Annotated in this window: 23 protein-coding genes; 9 read left to right on the plus strand and 14 right to left on the minus strand. The window is 48.5% G+C overall.

What is annotated here, in order from left to right:
• The first annotated feature begins 1 nt into the window (after window position 1).
• Complete coding sequence (locus FVF72_RS07055; protein WP_255503680.1) at window positions 2–1,057, plus strand: histidine kinase dimerization/phosphoacceptor domain -containing protein; 1,056 nt, start codon at window positions 2–4, stop codon at window positions 1,055–1,057.
• 31 nt (window positions 1,058–1,088) lie between these two features.
• Here the strand turns inward: FVF72_RS07055 and FVF72_RS07060 are convergent, their stop codons facing one another.
• From FVF72_RS07060 to FVF72_RS07105, 10 genes are all read right to left on the minus strand, one after another.
• On the minus strand, window positions 1,089–1,442 hold the full coding sequence (locus FVF72_RS07060; RefSeq protein ID WP_147671669.1) for a helix-turn-helix transcriptional regulator: 354 nt from the start codon (window positions 1,440–1,442) through the stop codon (window positions 1,089–1,091).
• A gap of 15 nt (window positions 1,443–1,457) precedes the next feature.
• Window positions 1,458–1,901, minus strand: a complete 444-nt coding sequence (locus FVF72_RS07065) for a universal stress protein (RefSeq protein WP_147671670.1) — start codon at window positions 1,899–1,901, stop codon at window positions 1,458–1,460.
• 32 nt (window positions 1,902–1,933) lie between these two features.
• Window positions 1,934–2,689 carry a pyrroline-5-carboxylate reductase gene (locus FVF72_RS07070; RefSeq protein WP_147671671.1) on the minus strand — a complete coding sequence of 252 codons (756 nt, stop codon included), beginning with the start codon at window positions 2,687–2,689 and terminating at the stop codon, window positions 1,934–1,936.
• 8 nt (window positions 2,690–2,697) lie between these two features.
• Window positions 2,698–2,892, minus strand: coding sequence for a hypothetical protein (locus FVF72_RS07075; protein ID WP_147671672.1), 195 nt, complete (start codon window positions 2,890–2,892; stop codon window positions 2,698–2,700).
• Between the two features lie 22 nt (window positions 2,893–2,914).
• Entirely contained in the window at window positions 2,915–3,145 is a 231-nt protein-coding gene (locus tag FVF72_RS07080; RefSeq protein WP_013296100.1) for an MTH895/ArsE family thioredoxin-like protein, read from the minus strand.
• Window positions 3,146–3,158: 13 nt separating this feature from the next.
• Window positions 3,159–4,127 (minus strand): permease, encoded by a 969-nt coding sequence (locus FVF72_RS07085; protein ID WP_147671673.1) that lies wholly within the window; start codon window positions 4,125–4,127, stop codon window positions 3,159–3,161.
• 119 nt (window positions 4,128–4,246) lie between these two features.
• On the minus strand, window positions 4,247–5,182 hold the full coding sequence (xerA, locus tag FVF72_RS07090; protein WP_147671674.1) for a site-specific tyrosine recombinase/integron integrase: 936 nt from the start codon (window positions 5,180–5,182) through the stop codon (window positions 4,247–4,249).
• Between the two features lie 31 nt (window positions 5,183–5,213).
• Complete coding sequence (locus FVF72_RS07095) at window positions 5,214–6,719, minus strand: ATP-binding protein (RefSeq protein WP_147671675.1); 1,506 nt, start codon at window positions 6,717–6,719, stop codon at window positions 5,214–5,216.
• Window positions 6,720–6,738: 19 nt separating this feature from the next.
• Entirely contained in the window at window positions 6,739–7,884 is a 1,146-nt protein-coding gene (gene dnaG, locus FVF72_RS07100) for a DNA primase DnaG (RefSeq protein WP_147671676.1), read from the minus strand.
• A gap of 61 nt (window positions 7,885–7,945) precedes the next feature.
• Window positions 7,946–8,362 (minus strand): toprim domain-containing protein, encoded by a 417-nt coding sequence (locus FVF72_RS07105; RefSeq protein ID WP_147671677.1) that lies wholly within the window; start codon window positions 8,360–8,362, stop codon window positions 7,946–7,948.
• A gap of 154 nt (window positions 8,363–8,516) precedes the next feature.
• On the opposite strand from FVF72_RS07105, the gene FVF72_RS07110 reads away from it, so the two are divergent.
• The 5 genes from FVF72_RS07110 (at window position 8,517) to FVF72_RS07130 (ending at window position 11,860) form a co-directional block, all read left to right on the plus strand.
• Window positions 8,517–8,810 (plus strand): DUF211 domain-containing protein, encoded by a 294-nt coding sequence (locus FVF72_RS07110; RefSeq protein ID WP_013296094.1) that lies wholly within the window; start codon window positions 8,517–8,519, stop codon window positions 8,808–8,810.
• A 4-nt stretch (window positions 8,811–8,814) separates the two neighbouring features.
• Window positions 8,815–9,474, plus strand: coding sequence for an RraA family protein (locus FVF72_RS07115; protein WP_147671678.1), 660 nt, complete (start codon window positions 8,815–8,817; stop codon window positions 9,472–9,474).
• 9 nt (window positions 9,475–9,483) lie between these two features.
• Window positions 9,484–10,539 carry a UPF0104 family protein gene (locus tag FVF72_RS07120; protein WP_147671679.1) on the plus strand — a complete coding sequence of 352 codons (1,056 nt, stop codon included), beginning with the start codon at window positions 9,484–9,486 and terminating at the stop codon, window positions 10,537–10,539.
• A gap of 113 nt (window positions 10,540–10,652) precedes the next feature.
• Entirely contained in the window at window positions 10,653–10,931 is a 279-nt protein-coding gene (locus tag FVF72_RS07125; protein WP_147671680.1) for a Gar1/Naf1 family protein, read from the plus strand.
• Window positions 10,928–11,860 (plus strand): transcription initiation factor IIB, encoded by a 933-nt coding sequence (locus FVF72_RS07130; RefSeq protein WP_147672016.1) that lies wholly within the window; start codon window positions 10,928–10,930, stop codon window positions 11,858–11,860. Before FVF72_RS07125 ends, FVF72_RS07130 begins: the two co-directional genes overlap by 4 nt.
• Window positions 11,861–12,079: 219 nt before the next feature.
• On the opposite strand, the gene FVF72_RS07135 is transcribed toward FVF72_RS07130, so the two are convergent.
• Both FVF72_RS07135 and FVF72_RS07140 read right to left on the minus strand, forming a co-directional pair.
• Window positions 12,080–13,834, minus strand: a complete 1,755-nt coding sequence (locus tag FVF72_RS07135) for an MJ1255/VC2487 family glycosyltransferase (protein ID WP_147671681.1) — start codon at window positions 13,832–13,834, stop codon at window positions 12,080–12,082.
• Between the two features lie 12 nt (window positions 13,835–13,846).
• Window positions 13,847–14,830, minus strand: a complete 984-nt coding sequence (locus FVF72_RS07140) for a hypothetical protein (RefSeq protein ID WP_147671682.1) — start codon at window positions 14,828–14,830, stop codon at window positions 13,847–13,849.
• 101 nt (window positions 14,831–14,931) lie between these two features.
• Between FVF72_RS07140 and FVF72_RS07145 the strand changes: the two genes are divergently transcribed.
• Window positions 14,932–15,711 carry a sulfite exporter TauE/SafE family protein gene (locus tag FVF72_RS07145; protein ID WP_147671683.1) on the plus strand — a complete coding sequence of 260 codons (780 nt, stop codon included), beginning with the start codon at window positions 14,932–14,934 and terminating at the stop codon, window positions 15,709–15,711.
• A 121-nt stretch (window positions 15,712–15,832) separates the two neighbouring features.
• Window positions 15,833–16,312: a DUF308 domain-containing protein gene (locus FVF72_RS07150; protein WP_147671684.1), complete on the plus strand. Its 480-nt coding sequence runs from the start codon at window positions 15,833–15,835 to the stop codon at window positions 16,310–16,312.
• A 19-nt stretch (window positions 16,313–16,331) separates the two neighbouring features.
• Here the strand turns inward: FVF72_RS07150 and FVF72_RS07155 are convergent, their stop codons facing one another.
• Both FVF72_RS07155 and pyrH read right to left on the minus strand, forming a co-directional pair.
• Window positions 16,332–16,520 carry a DUF2116 family Zn-ribbon domain-containing protein gene (locus FVF72_RS07155; RefSeq protein WP_013296085.1) on the minus strand — a complete coding sequence of 63 codons (189 nt, stop codon included), beginning with the start codon at window positions 16,518–16,520 and terminating at the stop codon, window positions 16,332–16,334.
• Window positions 16,521–16,616: 96 nt separating this feature from the next.
• Window positions 16,617–17,291, minus strand: a complete 675-nt coding sequence (gene pyrH, locus FVF72_RS07160; protein ID WP_147671686.1) for a UMP kinase — start codon at window positions 17,289–17,291, stop codon at window positions 16,617–16,619.
• A 153-nt stretch (window positions 17,292–17,444) separates the two neighbouring features.
• On the opposite strand from pyrH, the gene prf1 reads away from it, so the two are divergent.
• Window positions 17,445–18,668, plus strand: a complete 1,224-nt coding sequence (gene prf1 / locus FVF72_RS07165) for a peptide chain release factor aRF-1 (RefSeq protein WP_147671687.1) — start codon at window positions 17,445–17,447, stop codon at window positions 18,666–18,668.
• Window positions 18,669–18,686 lie beyond the last annotated feature (18 nt).

Consider the following 18,686-nt stretch of genomic DNA (forward strand, 5'->3'; position numbering starts at 1 on the left):
GATGAGGAGAAGGGTTGTCATTGTGGAGGACGAGGAGCTGGTGGCCCAGGATATCCGGGCTATACTCGAAGATGCTGGCTATGAGGTTCCTGCGATATTTCATTCGGCTGAGGACCTCCTTGAGGGAATTGAGGACCTCCAGCCAGACTCCATAATAATGGACATCATGCTTGCCGGTGAAATGGATGGGATAGAGGCTGCGAGGATCATAACAGAGAAGATGGACGTACCCATCATATACCTCACAGCCTACAGCAGCAACGATATCCTCAAGAGGGCCGGTGAAACAGAGCCCTATGCATACCTGCTGAAGCCATTCCATGAGAGGGACCTCAAGGTCAACCTTGAGATGGCAATCCACAAGCATGAGGCAAAGAGGAACAGACTTAAACTCATCCGTGAAAGAACCCTGAATGAATACCTTAAGAGGTCAATAGCTGAGAAGGAAGCTCTTCTCAGAGAACTTCACCACAGGGTCAAGAATAACCTTCAGCTTATCATAAGTCTCCTTTCACTTCAGATAAGGTATGCTGAGGATCCCGCCATGGAGCACTTCTTCAGGGACTACGTTAACCAGCTGAGGTCAATTGCGGTTATACATGAGAGGGCGTACCCATCAGGTGGCAGCTACATTATTGATTTTGGTGATTACCTCAGAAGCATCTCCTCACAGCTTCTAGAATCATATGGTGCATCATCATCTGTCCGTCTGGATATAATGGCAGATGATGTGCGCCTGAATATGGACACCGCGGTCCCACTGGCACTCATAATATCGGAACTGATATCAAATTCACTGAAACATGCATTTGAGGGTAAGGGTAGGATAACAATTTCCATTGAAAAAATGAATGGCTTCTACCTGCTGGTATACTCTGATGATGGAAGGGGACTACCTGAGGGAATAAAATTCCCGGATGGGGGGTCCTTTGGCTTCAGGATGATTGAAAACCTTTCCATCCAGCTTGGGGGAAATATGAGGGTGGAAAAACCTGAAAGGGGAGTTAAGTTTACATTTGAATTCACGGAACAGGTCTACAGTGACAGGATGTCATGATAAAAGAAATCTTTGGATGCCCAGAACCATTTCAGTATTCCAGGTCATTCAGGAGGTATTCGACCTTTGAGGGGAGGCTGTCATCTGATAGCATGTAGTGGACCCATACCCCTATCTTCTCTGATTTAAGGAAACCGGCCCTTTTGAGTATGTTGAGGTGATGTGAGACCGTTGGCTGGGGCTTTTCGAGTGCTGCCATGATTTCACAGACACACAGCTCCCCTTCAGATAGGAGATGGATTATCTTGAGTCTCGTCGGGTCGGCGAGGGCTTTAAGGGCATTCGCATCCCTTTCTATTTTATCATCATCAGGTAGCCTTTCAAGTCTTTCCTTAAGTCTCTCAAGCTGTTCAGGGCTTGGCTTATCTGCTGAACATGTCCTCATAACGATTACCTGTCTTCAATCTTTTCTGCTGTGGACCACCAGCACCGGGACGGCAGCGTGCCTTACAACCTTCTCTGAGACACTCCCCAGAATGAACCTTTCAAGGGCGTGCTTTCCTGAAGCACCAACGACTATGAGATCAACATCTTCCTCATCAGCGACCCTGAGGATGGTATCTGCAGATGGCCCCTCAAGAATCATCTTCCTGACCTTAACTGAGCCTTCCATGGAACTGGCCAGTTCCTCGACCCTCTCCAGAGCTTCCTCTGATTCCCTTCTGAAGAGTTCTGTAACCTTCTTTGTTAGTTCCTCAACCGGGAGATTCTGGAGCGCCTTTGTTTCGGTAACTGAGAGTGCTATGAGCTCTGCCTGGTTTTGCCTGGCGGTTTCAATGGCGTATTTCGCAGCCTTCATTGAGCATTCGGATCCATCTGTTGCAAGCAGTATCCGTTTATACATCCTTTACCTCCAGATAATTCATCCATAAACACTTAAAGTTTCTCCTTAAGGTTCCTGTAGAGTGCCGTGAGTTTATCCCTGTAAATGGATCTTATATGGTCTTCTTCAGTGGAGAGGGGTTTTATGGGAATCAGGTCCATGAGCACATCTCTTTGAGGGTAGCTGTAGAATGCTTCAACCGCACCAAGGGTCATTGATGAGACTGCCGCCCTGGCCTCTTCGGCGTCCATCCCGAAGTCCACGGCCAACCTTTCAAGTTCATCCAGCTGGAACCATAGATAGGTGGGGCCCATTGCAGTTATAATTGCGTATGCCTCAAGTTTTTCCTCATCAACCTCTGGAAAGTCTCCTAAAGCGTCAAAAATTGATTTCAGATTTTCTTTATCTGATTGGGATGCTTCAGTGGCTATGCAGAATGGGTTGTATCCCCTGTTGATGATTGATGGGGCATTGGGTATAACCCTCGCAACCTTCGGGTGGTTCATGGCATTCTGCATGTAACCCATGCTTATTCTTGGTGCAAGGGATACCACCAGGGAATCCCTGGGCGGCTTTATATTGGCGAGGACATCCTTCAGGACAGGTGGGTGGAGCGCCAGGAAGATCAGGTCCCCCTCAGCGTTTCTGCAGTCGGTTGATGTATTAACACTGAACTCTTCCTCCAGACTCTTCAGTGTTCCCCCATCGGTGTCACAGACCATAACGTCCTCTGGAGTCCTCCCGACCCTCTGAAGGCCTCCAAGGATTATTCTTACTACCCGCCCCCCGCCTATGAATGATATTTCCATTTAGATCATCATTTCATTTTTCTTTCACAGTCCATACAGTAATCTGTGTCCCTGTCGGTTTTGAATAGTTTGCCGCATCCCTTACAGTTAACATATCTGAGTCCTGATTTTTTCTTTTCAAGGATACCTGTCTGGCATGCGCAGGCCCTTGAGGAGATCATGGCCTTTATTTTACCCTCAAAACCCTTTTCTTCCTTGACCATTGGATTCACCATAAAAAGTGGATCAGGAGAGGATCTTCATTATCTCCTCCTTTGAGGCGACCCTTCCCATGATTTTGAGTTCACCGTCAACTGCAAGTCCAGGGAGGGCTGTGAGTCCCGCTTCAAGTATCTCGTCCATGTCCTTCACCTTCTCGAACTCTGCATCTATTCCCAGTTCCTTAACGGCTTCCCTTGCATTTTTCTCAAGCATCTGGCAGTTTGCACATCCTGTACCGTATATCTGTATCTTCATCTTATCACCTCAATCATATTATCAGGTTGAATAGGTAACCTGTAACTGTTATGGAGACTGCGAGTATTGCTATGAATGTTCCAAGGAGTCTTGGCTTCATAACCTTCCTGAGGATTATCATTTCCGGAAGGGATAGGGCTGTTATTGACATCATAAGTGCCAGGGCGGTTCCAGCAGCCATTCCCTTTTCTATGAGTGCTGATATGAGGGGTATGGTCCCCGCAGCATTTGAATAGAGGGGGACACCTATGAGTACAGCCATGGGGACTGCGAGGATGTTGTCTGAACCAGCATATTCCAGCAGGAAATCGGATGGTAAATAGCCGTGTATCCATCCGCCTATGGCTATCGCGACTATTATGTAGGGTGAGACCCTGCGGAGTATATCCTTCATTTCGTTTTTTGCTATCATGTACCTTTCCCTGAGGGTTGGTTTAGGGAGCTCAACATCGGCTGTGCCCAGCGCCTTCATCTTCTCAAGTGTCTCATAGACGTAGTCCTCAAGCTGGCTTTCCATTTTGAGTTTTCCTATGAGCACACCGCCGACCACAGCTATTATGTAACCTGATATGATGTAGAACGCGGTTATCTGCCACCCGAAGAGTCCCAGGAGGAGCACTATTGCTATTTCGTTTATCATAGGGGAGGATATAAGGAATGAGAATGTGGCTCCCAGGGGCACGCCAGCCTCAACGAACCCTATGAATAGGGGGACCGCAGAACATGAACAGAATGGTGTTATTATACCTACAAGGGCTGCAATGAAGTTTCCTGTATACTTGTGCCTTTTTTCAAGGATTTCCCTGACCCTGTTGGGGGGTATGTATGTCCTTATGAATGATATGACGAATATGAGTGTTGCAAGGAGGATGAATATCTTTATGGTGTCGTATATGAAGAAGTTAACAGCGCTTCCCAAGTGTGACGCGGGTTCAAGCCCAATGAGATTGTAGGTTACATAATCGGCAAATTCCTGTAACAACCTTTAACCTCCAGATCAATATATTCAAATCTATGGATATATTGCTGTTGTAGTTTATATAATTATTTGGTATCAGACACCACTCACTGAGATGACCCGCTGAAAAAATAAGATTGAAGCTAAAGGAGCTTTGCACGATCATAAACATTTTTAAGGGTCTGCATATCCACACTGGTGTAGATCTGGGTGGTTGAAAGATTTGAATGCCCCAGAAGCTGCTGTATGGCCCTTATGTCCACACCATTCTTTAGGAGATGGGTTGCAAAGGAATGCCTGAGGATGTGGGGGGTCACCTTCTTGTTTATACCCGCCTTCCGGGCGTAGTTCTTTATCATCATCTGGACGTACCTCGGTGTGAGGGGGTCCCCGAAGCGGTTGAGGAAGAGGTACTCACTCTCATGGATCCTCCTACTGAGGTACTCCACAAGGAGGTCCCTTGTGCTCTCATCAAAGAGGACTATACGATCCTTATCACCCTTACCCCTTATCCTAATTGTCCGCTCACCGGTGTCAATATCATTGACCTTGAGTGAAACAAGCTCAGAGACCCTGAGACCCGAAGAATAAAGGAGCGAGAGTATCAGTCTGTCCCTGGTCTTTATGAACCTCTTAATGGCCGAACCATCATCTGAGAGTTCAACGGCATTTATGAGCCTCATAACCTCATCCTCATTGAGGGACTTGGGGAGGGACTTCGTCCTCTTGGGAGCCTTGACCTCCTGCAGGCAGTCTATTTCACTGAACTCAAAGAACTTCTTGATAACAACGGTAACAAGATAAATGTAGTTCTGGGTGACGTTCTTATCCCTCTTAAGGTACTGTATGTACCTCTTGAAGGACCTCAGAACCCTTCTATCATCGTAGAGGTCATCCTCCTCCATCAGAAATTCGTAGAAATTTTTAACAATTGACCTGTAGGTTTTGATGGTGTTGGGGGAGTAGTTCCTGATTTCAAGTTCCACAAGGTAGTCCTCAATGAGTTCCGGGAAATTGTAGCGTTCAAGAAGACCCTGTTTTTCCTCTGACTCTCTCTTCATGTTCATGGTATCTACCATAAATGCCCACTTAAATCTTGCGGATCAGGTATCACATGTAGCTTCGGTCTATGTTCTCACTGTTATAACTTTGATGTGACATCCTCTGTGAACTTGATAGGTCCTTCTCAAGGGCCTTCTCATAGCTCTTGTACCTTCTGAGGATCTGGTCCTCAATGGAAACAGCCTTCCTTATTGCAACCTCCATGTGCTTGGTCTCGATATATTCGCTGCCATCCATCACAGCAAGGTCCCCGGCCATCCTCACAACACCACCAAGGTCCCTGAGGCGTAGTGTGAGGGCATCATCCATGTCATCAATCACCCTTGCCCTTCTCCTTGCCTCCTCAATAAGGAGCTCCACTGCAGCAGCCCGGGCATGGGGTATCTTCCCATCAAGTTCTATCTCCTGTGCAACAAACTGCGCAATTTTTGCCCTGTTCTCATCGGTATCAGGCATCGTAGTATTCAGAAGAAGCTCATAGCCCTCCCCCTGCACCCTTGAGCGAAGAGGGGGGAGTATGTACTGGAGATCAGCAATGTTGCAGGCCCCCACGAATATGAAGTCACAGGGGACCTCATCGACCTTAACTGAACTCCCGGCGCTCTGGGGGTTTCTACCGACTATTGGGAATGTCTTATCCTGCATGGCAGTGAATATGAACCTCTGAAGGCCTGCTATGTGGACTATCTCGTCTATGAAGAGCACGCCCTCATGGGCCTCGTGGATTGCCCCGGGGACCACACGTTCATAGGGCTGGGAACCCAGGTCAGGATGTCCCCCGTAGGGATCGTGGCGTACATCACCCAGAAGTTCGGTTTCACTTGCCCCTGTGGCCTGAATGAAGGTTTTCCTCTCAAGGGGGACTATGACGTTCCTGGGTTTCTCTTCAACCATCTGCCTCCTCTTTTCAAGGGCCCTCTGATCAAGGACCTTGATGCTGTCTCCGCCAACCCTCTCGTAGATCACAACCTCCTCAACACCATCCATGATCCTGGTGGTTGTGACCCTCTTCTGGGGCACGCTGAGGCTCCCTGAACTCATCTCGAACATACCGAGGAGGTCCCCGATGTGCTTCCGCCTCGCCTTAATGTGGGAGAACTTATCACCGCCACATTTTGGGCAGATGCTGTTGTAGGCGCTGCTGTACTCGCCGCAGTGTATGCACTTGAATCCCAGGCGTTCCGCAACAGCCTCGGGGACACTATGGGGGTCTATGAGTTCACCCTCAGCCCTTTCAATCTCAAGGATTTCATCCTCTATTTCCTTACGGCTTTTAACCTCAACGAATGGCCTTTCAGGCCTTTCAGGGTTGTGAACAACTGTTATCTCCTCTGATGGTTCAGGGAGGTGAAATGATATTGCCTGTGCAAGCAGGGACTTTCCTATACCTGGCGGTCCCACGAGAAGCAGGTGCCGCCTCTGCTTTGCAGCTATCTTTATCATGGGCATGACGTCCTCATGCCCTATGACCCTCTCAAGGGGATCTTCAGGTATCTTAACGTCTTCTGTTGTGTTTATATCCTTCAGGTACTCACGGTTCATGTCGACATACATTTTGATGCCTTCTATGGGTTCAGGTGTGGCCTGTTATGAGTTTGAGGTTGTGGGGTTTCTTGACAATGTCCCCACTCCTCACAGCCACAAGGTATCTGAGGCCCTTCTCAAATGAGAGGTCAACAAGGCGCTGTGTTATCACGCCATCAAAGACCACCGCGTAGGGGTGGTTGTTGACGCGGCTGAGTTCATCGTAGAGGTTCTCAACCTTGACCTCCTTCAGTATGTTGAGGGCGTCATCCAGTATCTCAGCATTTCCTGTCCCCTCAAGTTCCTTCAGGATGTTCCGAAGGAGCACCATCTTGTCCTCTGATTTCTTCTTCTCCTTCTGCATCCCAAGGTCATGGTAGAACTGCTCAACCGGCACCTTGTTTCGGAGGGCCATCATGATCTCATCCTTCTCAAGGTCCTCCACCTCCTTGCCCTTGGGTGCCCTTGTGACGTAGTCTATGTCCCCCACTTGTAGGAGCTCCTTGAGGATGAGTTCACCGCCCCGGTCACCATCTACAAAGGCCGTTACAGTTTTTTTCTTTGTGAGCTCGGCAACGGTTCGGGGTACACTGACCCCCTCAACTGCAATGGCATTCTTTATACCGTACTTAAGGAGGTTGAGGACGTCGGATCTTCCCTCCACCACAAGTATGGCGTCTGAGGTCTCAACATTGGGCCCTGCTGGAAGCTTTTCCTCACCGTACTCTGTGATTTCATGGACCCTCATGGCCTCCTTGACCTCTTCAATCATTCTGAGGCTTTCAGGGGTAACCTCCTCCATCATACTGGCGTATATCTCCTTGGCCCTCTCAACGACCCTTTTACGTTTAACCGCACGGACGTCCTCAACCTTTGTGACCTGAATGTAGGCTTCACATGGTCCGACACGGTTTATTGTTTCAAGGGAAGCTGCAAGGATGGCGGTTTCAACGCGGTCAAGACTTGATGGTATGATTATCTCCCCCTTTGATTTACCACCCCTGGATGTGATGTTGACCTTGATCCTCCCGATTCTACCTGTTTTCTGGAGTTCCCTGAGATCCAGGTCATTGCTGAGAAGACCTTCAGTCTGTCCAAATATTGCCCCAACAACATCAGGTTTCTCAACGATTCCGTTAGCATTAATTTGAGCGTGAATGAGGTATTTGGTTGTACTTATTTCTTCTTTTCCCATGTAAACCCTCCTTTGAGGAATGAACTGGTTATCAAATTGAAAAATATGATGATAACAGTTTTCAGATATTATCAAGGGGGTATGGGCATACCTCCAGCTTCAGCCTTTCTATGTATGATGGAAGGCTCTGTATGTCCTTGATGTATTTTCTGGTCATTCCCATGAGTCTCCGGCGTATTCTGAGGTCTGGATTCGCTCCAAGGCTCTGTATATCAGCGTACAATCTTTTTGCAAGTTCGCTGCCCTTCCTGTCAAAGTCTGTAAGTATGATGACCCTCGAGGCACTTGCTGCCCGGAGGGCGATTTCAGAAAGTCCCATCATGGAACCTGAAACCTTTATGAAGGGTCCCTCGACACCCAGTTCCCGCAGGGCCTCCTCGTCCTTCCGGCCCTCGATGAGAATGGGTACTCCAAGTTCTCCCTGGTATTTAAGTTCATCTATTTCATGGGTTATCTGCTGAAGCTTTATAAGAGACATATTAAGCCCTTTCAGTAGCTTGATAATATCTATATTTTATATGGAGATACTGATATATAAAATAATCACAGATGTCCCGCTCTGGAATGGGACTATATTTAAATATCCTTTCTATCATAATACCCATATCATTTTAAAGAATCATGGAGGAAAGATGGTGGCTAAGGGCCTTATAAGAATTGTTCTGGATATACTAAAACCACACGAACCCATAATACCTGAATATGCCAAGTACCTGAGTGAACTCAGGGGCGTTGAGGGTGTTAACATAACCCTCATGGAAATCGATAAGGAGACAGAGAACATCAAGGTCACGATTCAGGGAAACGACCTGGATTTTGATGAGATAACAAGGGCCATTGAGAGTTATGGGGGCTCCATTCACAGCGTTGACGAAGTTGTAGCTGGAAAAACCATGGTAGAAGAAGTTACAACTCCTCAGGATTGATTACATGGCCATAAAGGGCATAAAACCCATTGAACGCCTGAGAAGTTTCCGCAGCCCACGGGATCCCCTGAGGCTCCTTTCTGACATATCAGCCCCCCAGGTTTCAGATGCACTCAAGGCGGTGGCAGGTATAAGTGGGGTTATACACTCCATAAAGCCTGTTAACAACCTCAGGCTCTGCGGATGGGCTGTGACCGCAAGCACATCAAGCAGTGACTGGGGGACCTCTGTACTGGCCATAGACGCTGCAGGTAAAGGTGATGTTGTTTTCATAGGGACTGATGGCGATGATATGGCCGTCTGGGGAGAGCTCACATCAAAAACCGCCATGACTAAGGGCATAGCAGGTGCTGTGATCTATGGATCCTGCAGGGATATGGATGCCCTTCTTGAACTTGACTTCCCGGTATTCTCCAGGGATTATGTCCCATGCGCCGGGGAACCCCTCGCAGAGGGGGGGCTCAACGTGACCCTTGAGTGCGACGGTGTCAGAGTTGAGAGTGGAGACCTCATATTTGGAGATGAATCTGGAGTGGTTGTGGTTCCCGCTGAGATTGTGCCTGAAGTTGTTCGTGCAGCAATGGAAATCAAAAAGAAGGAATCATCCATCAAGGAGAAACTTGCCGAGGGCTTCACCCTTTCTGAGATTCTTGGATTGAAGTAGTGGGTTTCCATGGGAGAGAGGGACGTTTTTGCTTACATTGGGGAGAATAAGCGTACCATAGTTCTCTCCTTCATTGCTGTTGCTGTTCTCATATTCATTATAGGATTATTTGCAGGCTTTGGGGATATTCTGAGGGCCCTTGAGAGGACCAGCCCCTATTTTCTTGCATTGAACTTTCTCCTGGAGGCACTTATACTTGTGCTGTGGACGTTGAGATGGAGGCTTATACTGAACCTGGTTGATGATGCTCCATCGTTTCCCAGGCTCATGATGCTTCTTTTTGCAAGCATCTTCGGTAACAACATAACCCCAGGGGCCGCAGGTGGCGAGCCACTGAGGGCATACCTCCTGCGGGAGGTTGAAGGGACGCCATTTGAGATAGGTTTCGCGTCTTCAACGGCAGACAGGGTCTTTGAGTTCATACCCTTTGCGGTTATATCAATTCTCTCAGCGGTCCTCATCATGACCTGGAGCATATCCATCTGGACGAGGGTTGTTGTGAGTGTCCTGATCTTTTTCACAATAGCATTTTTTTCCGCTGCAATCTATGCCGGAATGAACCGTGATATTGCCCAGAGGCTTGCCCTATCTGTTGTGAGAAGAGCTGTGGAGTGGGTTTCAAGGTTCAGGAAGGGTGATATCAGTTTCTCAAGAATACATGAGAGGGTCATATTCTATATAAACAGGTTCAGTGAGGGCTTTTCAACAGCGATAACTGATAAGAGGGTCTTTATGGCAGGTTTTTTTGTTTCGCTTGGAATGTGGGCCCTTGATGTCTGTCGTCTGTATGTTTGCTTCCTGGCGGTTGGGGTTTCACCACCTGCAGTGCCCCTCATAATAATCTACACAGTGGGGATCCTGATATCACTTTTACCACTCCTACCTGGATCTCTCGGACTAAGGGAGGGCATACTTGTGGGTCTATTTGCTGTTGCAGGGATAGGGGCTGATTATGTCATGGCTGCCAGTGTGGTTGATAGAATCGCAAGTTACTTTGCACCCACCATTATAGGTTTTCTCGCAGCGCTGTATTACGGGAGATACATAATGGCCCCTGGGGATTGACTCAAGAAAACCATGCACATCCCTGTACATCAAACACTATTTTAATATAAAATTATCGAAACATTTATATAGTAGTAAGTAAAGAGTACACTATATAAAATTTTCGGTGAATTATGAAGAGTTTAGGGAATATTTCACATGTCTCCAGCAAGGGAAGAATCATAGTACGTTCCGCCAGAACACCGCAGCTTGGAGCACCCGTTTTTACTTCTGAAGGGAGAATGATAGGGAAAGTGCACGACATCTTCGGTCCAACACGAAATCCATACATATCAGTAAAACCAGTTCGTGCAATAAAACCTGAAAAGTTTGAGAACCGAGCTGGAGAGACTTTATACGTGGGTATAAAGAATGTGAAAAAATGGGGGCGAAGGAAACGAAGGAGAAAATGAGGTCTGATGTTTCTGAAATAGAGAAGGAAACAAAATGCCCTGAGTGCGGCTCTGAGGATCTCAGGGGCGACTACGAAAGGGCTGAAATAGTATGTGGAAAGTGCGGTCTTGTCATAGACGATAACCTGGTTGACATGGGTCCAGAATGGAGGGCCTTTGACCATGAACAGCGTGACAAGAGGACAAGGGTGGGGGCACCCATAACCTACACCATACACGACAAGGGTCTATCAACCATGATAGACTGGAGAAACAAGGACATCTATGGAAGGGACATCCCAGCAAGGAACAGGGCCCAGTGGTACCGCCTCAGGAAATGGCAGAGGAAGATAAGGATTTCAGGGGCCACAGAGAGAAACCTCGCATTTGCCCTGAGCGAACTCGACCGTGACTCCTCAAGACTTGGGTTACCGAGAAGCGTCAGGGAAGCCGCATCAATGGTCTACAGGAGAGCCGTTGAGAACAAACTCATCAGGGGAAGAAGCATTGAGGGAGTCGTTGCAGCGTCACTATACGCGGCATGCAGAAGCTGCAATGTCCCCAGAACACTTGATGAGATCGCGGAGGTCTCAAGGGTCAGCAAGAAGGAGGTTGGAAGGACCTACAGGTTCTTAACAAGGGAACTCAACATAAAGCTGCCGCCAACATCCCCTGTTGACTACGTACCAAGGTTCGCAAGTGAACTGGGACTCTCAGGGGAGGTCCAGTCCAAGGCCATTGAGATCATAGAGATGGCAATGGAAAACGGCCTCACATCAGGTAGGGGCCCCACCGGTGTTGCAGCAGCAGCCCTGTACATAGCATCGGTCCTCCTAGGGGAGCGCAAGACCCAGAGGGACGTTGCAGAGGTTGCAGGTGTAACCGAGGTGACAATAAGGAACAGGTACAAGGAGCTCACAGAGCAGCTTGATCTTGGTGTGACACTCTAGTTACACCAGGAACAATTTTTAATGAGTTTTTATCAGGATCTTTCTTTGCACTGTTTTTTGGGAAATTCAGAATAAAATTTTCTATATTTGTATATCTGTTCTGAAATCATGGATTTTTCAGATAGACACTACAATATTCTATTTTTTCAAATTTATCGGTTCTTCAGAACTTAAAAATAAGAAAAACTGCTAAAGAACCTTCAGGAACGGCTCTGCAGTTTAACATCCCCTTGAACATTCATCTATTGCCCTCTTAAGGGCATCTATTATCTCGTTGTTACCCCCATCATAGTCCTCAAGGTTCCGTCTGTAGACGTCAAGTCGCCCAAGGAACCCCTCAAGAGTCTCCCTTTCTGTCTCCTCATGGAATTCGCCGTAGCCCAGCTTCTCAAGGTACACCGCGTTGAGTATCTGCTCGAACTGTCCCTTAACAGGAACACTGTAGACTGGCTTTCGCAGGTAGAGGGCCTCACTTATCAGGGTGAAGCCCCCATTTGTTATAACCGCAGCCGCAGACTCAAAGTCCCTGAAGAACTGGTCCTCATTGAATTTCCTGAAGGTGAGGTTCCCATTCACTTCATCCCTGTTAAAGCCGTATACGATGAATTCCCTGTCCAGGCTCTTCAGGATCTCAATGAGCCTCCTGTTTGACCTGCTGGTCTGGTAGACCAGCACATGGTCCCCATAGTAAGGATCAAGATTCATTATTTCCTCCCTCAGGACAGGGGGATACATGGATACCTTTTTTGGGTTTTTAACCTCAGGGAAGAAGTAACTGGTTATTAGATATCGCCTGGGCCTCACAATGAATGACCTCACAACGGCCTCAGCCTTGATCTTGTCCCGCCTGAATTTCTCAGGATACTCTATCCTGCACTGGGTTATGACGTGCATGTTGTCTATGCTTATTAGGGGTATCCTGAGCATGTTGCTTATGACACTGGCATAGAACTCAAAGTCAGACACCACCACATCCGGTCTGAAATCCTTCGCTATCCTGTAGAGGAGTTTGAGGTTCTCCTTGAGGTCCCTGGGGAATGTTTTCATGGCCTTTACGAATGTTTTGATGTCATTTACACTGTTATCCTCATAGACAGTGTTGAAGCCGTATATCTCATGGACATTATCGAATTTGCTGCTCAGGTACCTGTAGGCGCGGTCACTTGCAAATATGAGGACATCATGGTCCTCTGTTAGCTTGTCCAGAATCACCCCACTCCTTATGGCGTGCCCCATCCCCTCACCGCAGACAGAGTAGAGAACCCTCTTCTTCTTGGAGTGCCCGAATTCATATTTGAGGTCACCTGCACTCACCTTTTTTCCCATGAAGTCATATATTGTGCTCTTTGTGTACTTGAATGCCAGGTTCCTGAGGCCCTCCTTTTCAAGCCTCCTTATGGATACCAGAACCCTGGGTTTCCTCAGAACCCTGAACCTGCTTATCTTACCTATGCGCTCAATGTAGTCGGTATCCTCCCCGAAGTCAAGGGACTCATCGAAACCACCGACCCTTTCATGAAGTTCCTTACGGGTGATTATTCCATAGCAGCCTGCCCCGTGGGGTTTAATGGATTCAACAAGTATCATGAATCTGTTTGCGAATTCGTGGAGTATCTTGTCACGCCTTCTGGTTGAGAGGGGTATCATCTGGGTTATGGCGATTCCCAGGTCCTCTGATTCGAATTCCTCCACAGCATCCCTGAGGTACCCCTCGGTGAGGACAAGGTCGGCGTCCAGAAAGAGGAGGAGTTCGCCCCTGGCGACCTCAGCCCCCCGGTTTCTACCGGCTGCGGGCATGCCACCCTCAACCACCCTGCAGCCGTACTCCTCTGCAATTTTCCTGGTATTATCCTCAGAGTCTGCATCTGCCACTATAACCTCATAGTCTGTGAAGTCCTGTTTCCTTATACTCTCAAGCAGCGCCGGTAGATATTCCTCCTCATTGTATGTAGGTATGATTATGCTGAGTTTCATCATTATCCTCCTTCAGAAGAATGAAAAGAAGTTCCATGTCATGAAGAACCCGCCGCATCTGCCATCAAGGCGGCGGGTTAACCTATCAAGGAGCACCATCTCGTTCTGCTCCGGTGAAAGTTTCAGTACCAGCGTATCACCCTTTCTCTCCTCTGAGAGAACAGGGAGCCCCTCAAGGTTGGGGTTGCCGGATGGCTCAAGGATGGTGACCTCATAGTACCCGGGCACTGACCCCAGGATTCCAAGGAGCACCCTCAGAACCACCAGTGAGGCTATTATGAGGGCCGGGATTTTAAGGTTTCCTGGGCTGAAGGGGACCCTTAGGGCGCTCATACCTATAATCCCGGATAGCCCGACAAGTGCGGGGGTTGAGAAGAGGCCCCCGTCTATTATACCTATTATTGTGGATGCTGTGGCGAATATGACTATCGCCACATGGAAATCCCTCCTGTCCCCAGTTGATAGAAGCCCAAGGATGTATATCAGTGTGATTGAGATGATTGTAACCGGGAGAAGGAAGGGGATATGACCTGCCAGTGATGAACCTGTATGGATGCCTGATGAGGCAGGCACTACAAGGCCGGTGAGGGGGCTGAGGCTTGCCTTGAATACATGGGAGTGGGTCAGGCTTGTTGAGGCAGCTGGATTCATTGATATGAAGGTCGTGAATGGTGATACGCCCATTTGAAGGCGGAGTGCCAACTCGACTGCAAGGCCCGTGAGGTATGTTACAAATGCTACGATCGCCGAGATGTAGAGGTAGGTGTTCTTATCGAGGCATTCAGGGCCAAAAATTCCACCCTCCCTGAAGAGGGGTGCAAGGAGGAACATTGTCCCCATTATGGTGAAGAATATCACATCCTTGCCCTCTGAGGAGCCCATGAGGAATACGTGTGTGAATGGTGTTATTATGGGGTCGAGGATGTCTGTGGTGAAGAGTGTGATTGCCAGTGCAATGAAGATTATGCCGGCTGCCATGAATCTGTCTGATCTCAAAGTTATTCACCAGAAGAAATTAATTTAATTAGCAGGGAGAGATATGGATCTTGTCACTTATAAATTAATCGCGGTAATGATTGAACAACTCAGGTTATAAGATGGATCCGGTATTCTATATTGCGGCACTTCTTCTTACGGGAATCGTGGCTGGACTTGCAACGGGCCTCCTGGGTGTTGGGGGAGGCTTCATAATAGCGCCGGTGCTCTTCTTTTTAATGGAGTCCTCAGGCACACCAGAGGATATTGCAATAAGGACAGCCTTTGCAACAAGCCTTGCAGTTATTCTCCCAGCTGCCCTCACAGGGGCTTACTCACATTACAGGAGGGGCTGTGTTGATGCAGGCAGGGCCATACCCATGGGGGCTCTCGGTGTATGCGGAAGCATCCTGGGGGTTCTGACTGCCACATCATCACCCGCAGGGGTCCTAAAGGCGGTATTTGGGTTGCTCCTGATCCTTGTTTCACTGCAGCTCCTCCTGTCGTCCAGGGTTTCACCATCCCATGGGAAAAGGAATGCCGCCATTTCACTGGGCTTCATCGCAGGTTTCCTCTCAGGTCTCCTTGGCATCGGTGGTGGAGTGGTCCTCGTACCACTCCTGGTGCTGGTTGGAGGTTTCGATGTCCTTGAGGCTGTTGGGACATCCTCGGTTGTGATTGCGATGACCGCAGCATCGGGTACAGTCTCCTATCTCCTGAGCGGACCTGGGGGCCAGTTTTCTGTGGGATATGTTAACCTGGTCCAGTTCACGGCCATTGCATTCATGAGTGTCCCGGCCTCACGTCTTGGTGTTATGGTAGCCCACAGGATTGACGTGAGGTACATAAGGTACCTTTTCATAGCCCTGCTCCTTGTCACGGGTTTCAGGATGATCATTTAGGTTTGAGTAGTCCTGCTTCTTGTCAGGGGCTTCGTGGTGATCCTCAGGTTTATGTAAAAATCAGATGAAATTTCATAAAATATATAAAATCAGATGAACATAATAACAGACCGGTGAGATGATGCTGAAAAAATGGATGGGTCTCCTCTCGGTTATTCTCGGTATTGTATTTCTTGTATCTCCGATCTCAGGTGTAACAGCCATAAGCATACTCACGGGTCTTGTGCTCTCGGGCCTTGGCGTGTGGATGCTTGCAAATGCCATCATGGCCAGGAGGTACATGGAGGTGGGGATACTCTGGATGATATTTGCAGTTATAACCCTTGCAGTTGGCCTCATGCTTGTCTTCAGGGTCTTCCTCATAAATCAGCTTGCCGGGGCCTGGCTTTACGTTACGGGCATCCTCCTGCTTGTTGCGGCGATACTGATACTTGCAGCAGGTTCCCAGAGTTACCTGAAAAGAAATGCTGGTATAATCAGCGCCATCCTGGGGGTCATATACATCCTTATGGGGGCGCTCTCGTTCAACCCTGCCTTCGTGGGTGTCGCAGTTGGTCTTATACTTGTTGTGTATGGGGTGGCTGTGCTGAGGTCACCGTGAGCCACCCGAATAAAATCAGCTACCTTTTTATGGAGAGCACAACCCACACCACAATGAAAAGCGCGAATACAAGGTAGAAGATTGTCCTTGTTCTCCTCACCCTCTGCTGATTCTTTGATAGGATCTCCTGGCACCTCTCTGAACAGGTCACCTCATCCATGGGTATGGGGGTGCTGCATACAGGACAGTGCTTGTGCGGTTCAACCATTCTCTTTACCTCCATTTTTTGATGAATTTAAACTTCTAAATTTATTCGGGGATAAAAGTGGTTCCTATCCCACCTGATGAATTTAGGTTTCCACATTTATTCAGGGATAACAGTGGTTCCTATCCCACCATCGATTGCCCTCAGAAGGTTCTCAGGGTCACTGCCATTGGCTATGATGGTCTTTATCCCTGACCTCTTTATCATCTTCAGGGCTGTATGGTCAAAGAACTCGTAGGTGCCGGCCTTAACATCGGATTCACTGAGGTGCTCCAGCATATCACTGGCACTGATCTCAGGGTAGAACCTTGCATCCGGGTACTTCTGGGGGTCCCTGTCATAGAAACCATCAACCGATGTGAGGTTTATCATGAGGTCGGCCCCAACGGTTTCAGCCAGTATAGCCCCAACTGCGTCGGTGCTGTGGGCAGGCTCGGTACCACCCATCACAACTATTCTGCCCGACGCTGCAAACCTGACGGCCTCCCTGAAGTTTTCAGGTACAGATGGGTACGCACTTTCACCGAGGGCTGTTATCAGGATCCTGGCATTCAACCTTGTGACATCGATTCCTATATCATCGCACTGGGCCTCCCCTGCCCCCAGCTTCCTTGCAACCCCTATGTAATCACGGGCTGGTCTGCCCCCACCCACAACCACAAACAGTTCATGTTCATTCCTCAGTGAATTCAGAATATCGGCGTATGCCCTGAACATTTCATGTGTGAATTCACTTATCAGGATTGATCCTCCAATGGTAATAACAATTCTCATAACGATCCACCGCGAAAATTAGTTGACTCTTCCTTTCCAGTTATGATTGAATCCACTTATATCTTTTCTCCCGGTATCCAGTAAACTTTATAATTACCCCGCCCCATATACAGTTACAGTTTATTTTATCATTTTCACGAGGAGTGATTCATAGTGAGTGAACCATCATCAAAGGAGCTTTTCGAATTCAAGAGAACCCTCCAGGAACTCTCAGATAAGAGGGGAAGGGGGACAGAGCTTGTATCGGTATACATACCCCCCGACAGGCAGATCAGTGACGTTGCAAAGCATATGAGGGAGGAGCTGAGCCAGAGCGCCAACATCAAGAGCAAGCAGACCAAGAAGAATGTGCAGTCAGCAATTGAGGTTATAATGCAGAGGCTGAAGCTTTTCCCGAGACCACCCGAGAAGGGCCTTGTGATGTTCGTGGGAATGGTCCCCCGCGGAGGCCCCGGCACAGAGAAGATGGAAACCTACGTCTTCGAGCCACCTGAACCCATAAAGACCTACATATACCACTGTAACTCGGAGTTCTACCTTGAACCCCTCAGGGAGATGCTTGAGGAGAAGGAGACCTACGGCCTGGCTGTACTTGACAGGAAGGAGGCGACCATTGCAACCCTCAGGGGTAAGAGGATAGACATCCTAAAGACCCTCACAAGTGGTGTTCCAGGTAAGCACAAGGCGGGTGGTCAGTCCCAGAGGAGGTTCGACCGCCTCATAGACCTGGCAGCCCACGAGTTCCTCAAGAGGATAGGGGAGCACATGAACGAGGCCTTCCTCCAGATAGAGGACCTCAAGGGCATCATTCTCGGGGGCCCTGGACACACCAAGGAGGAGTTCCTCAACGGGGACTACCTTCACCATGAACTCAAGAAGAAGGTCATAACCACGGTGGACACATCATACACAGGGGAATTCGGTATCAGGGAGGTCATCGACAAGTCAATGGACGTCCTGAGTGAAATTGATGTGATGAGGGAGAAGAAACTGGTCCAGCGCTTCCTGAGGGAACTCATAAATGAGGATGGACTTGCATCCTATGGTGAGAGGGAGGTCCGACAGCACCTCCAGATGGGCGCAGTTGAGGTTTTACTGCTCTCAGAGGACATCAAATACCAGAGGGGAACCTACGAGTGCGCCTCATGTGGTCACAGTATGGAGAAGACAGGTAAGGATCTACCGGACACCGAAACCTGTCCAGAATGTAACGATCAGATGAGGCTCTCAGACAGGAGGGATATGATCGATGACCTGGTTGAGATGGCCGAGGAGGTTGGAACCGAGGTTGAGATCATATCAACAGAGACAGAGGAGGGTATGCAGCTCCTGAGGGCCTTTGGGGGTATAGGGGCGATACTGAGGTACCGCCCCTGATCCTTAGGGGGTTTAATT

This window comes from Methanothermobacter sp. KEPCO-1 (assembly GCF_008033705.1).
Taxonomy (GTDB): Archaea; Methanobacteriota; Methanobacteria; order Methanobacteriales; family Methanothermobacteraceae; genus Methanothermobacter; species Methanothermobacter marburgensis.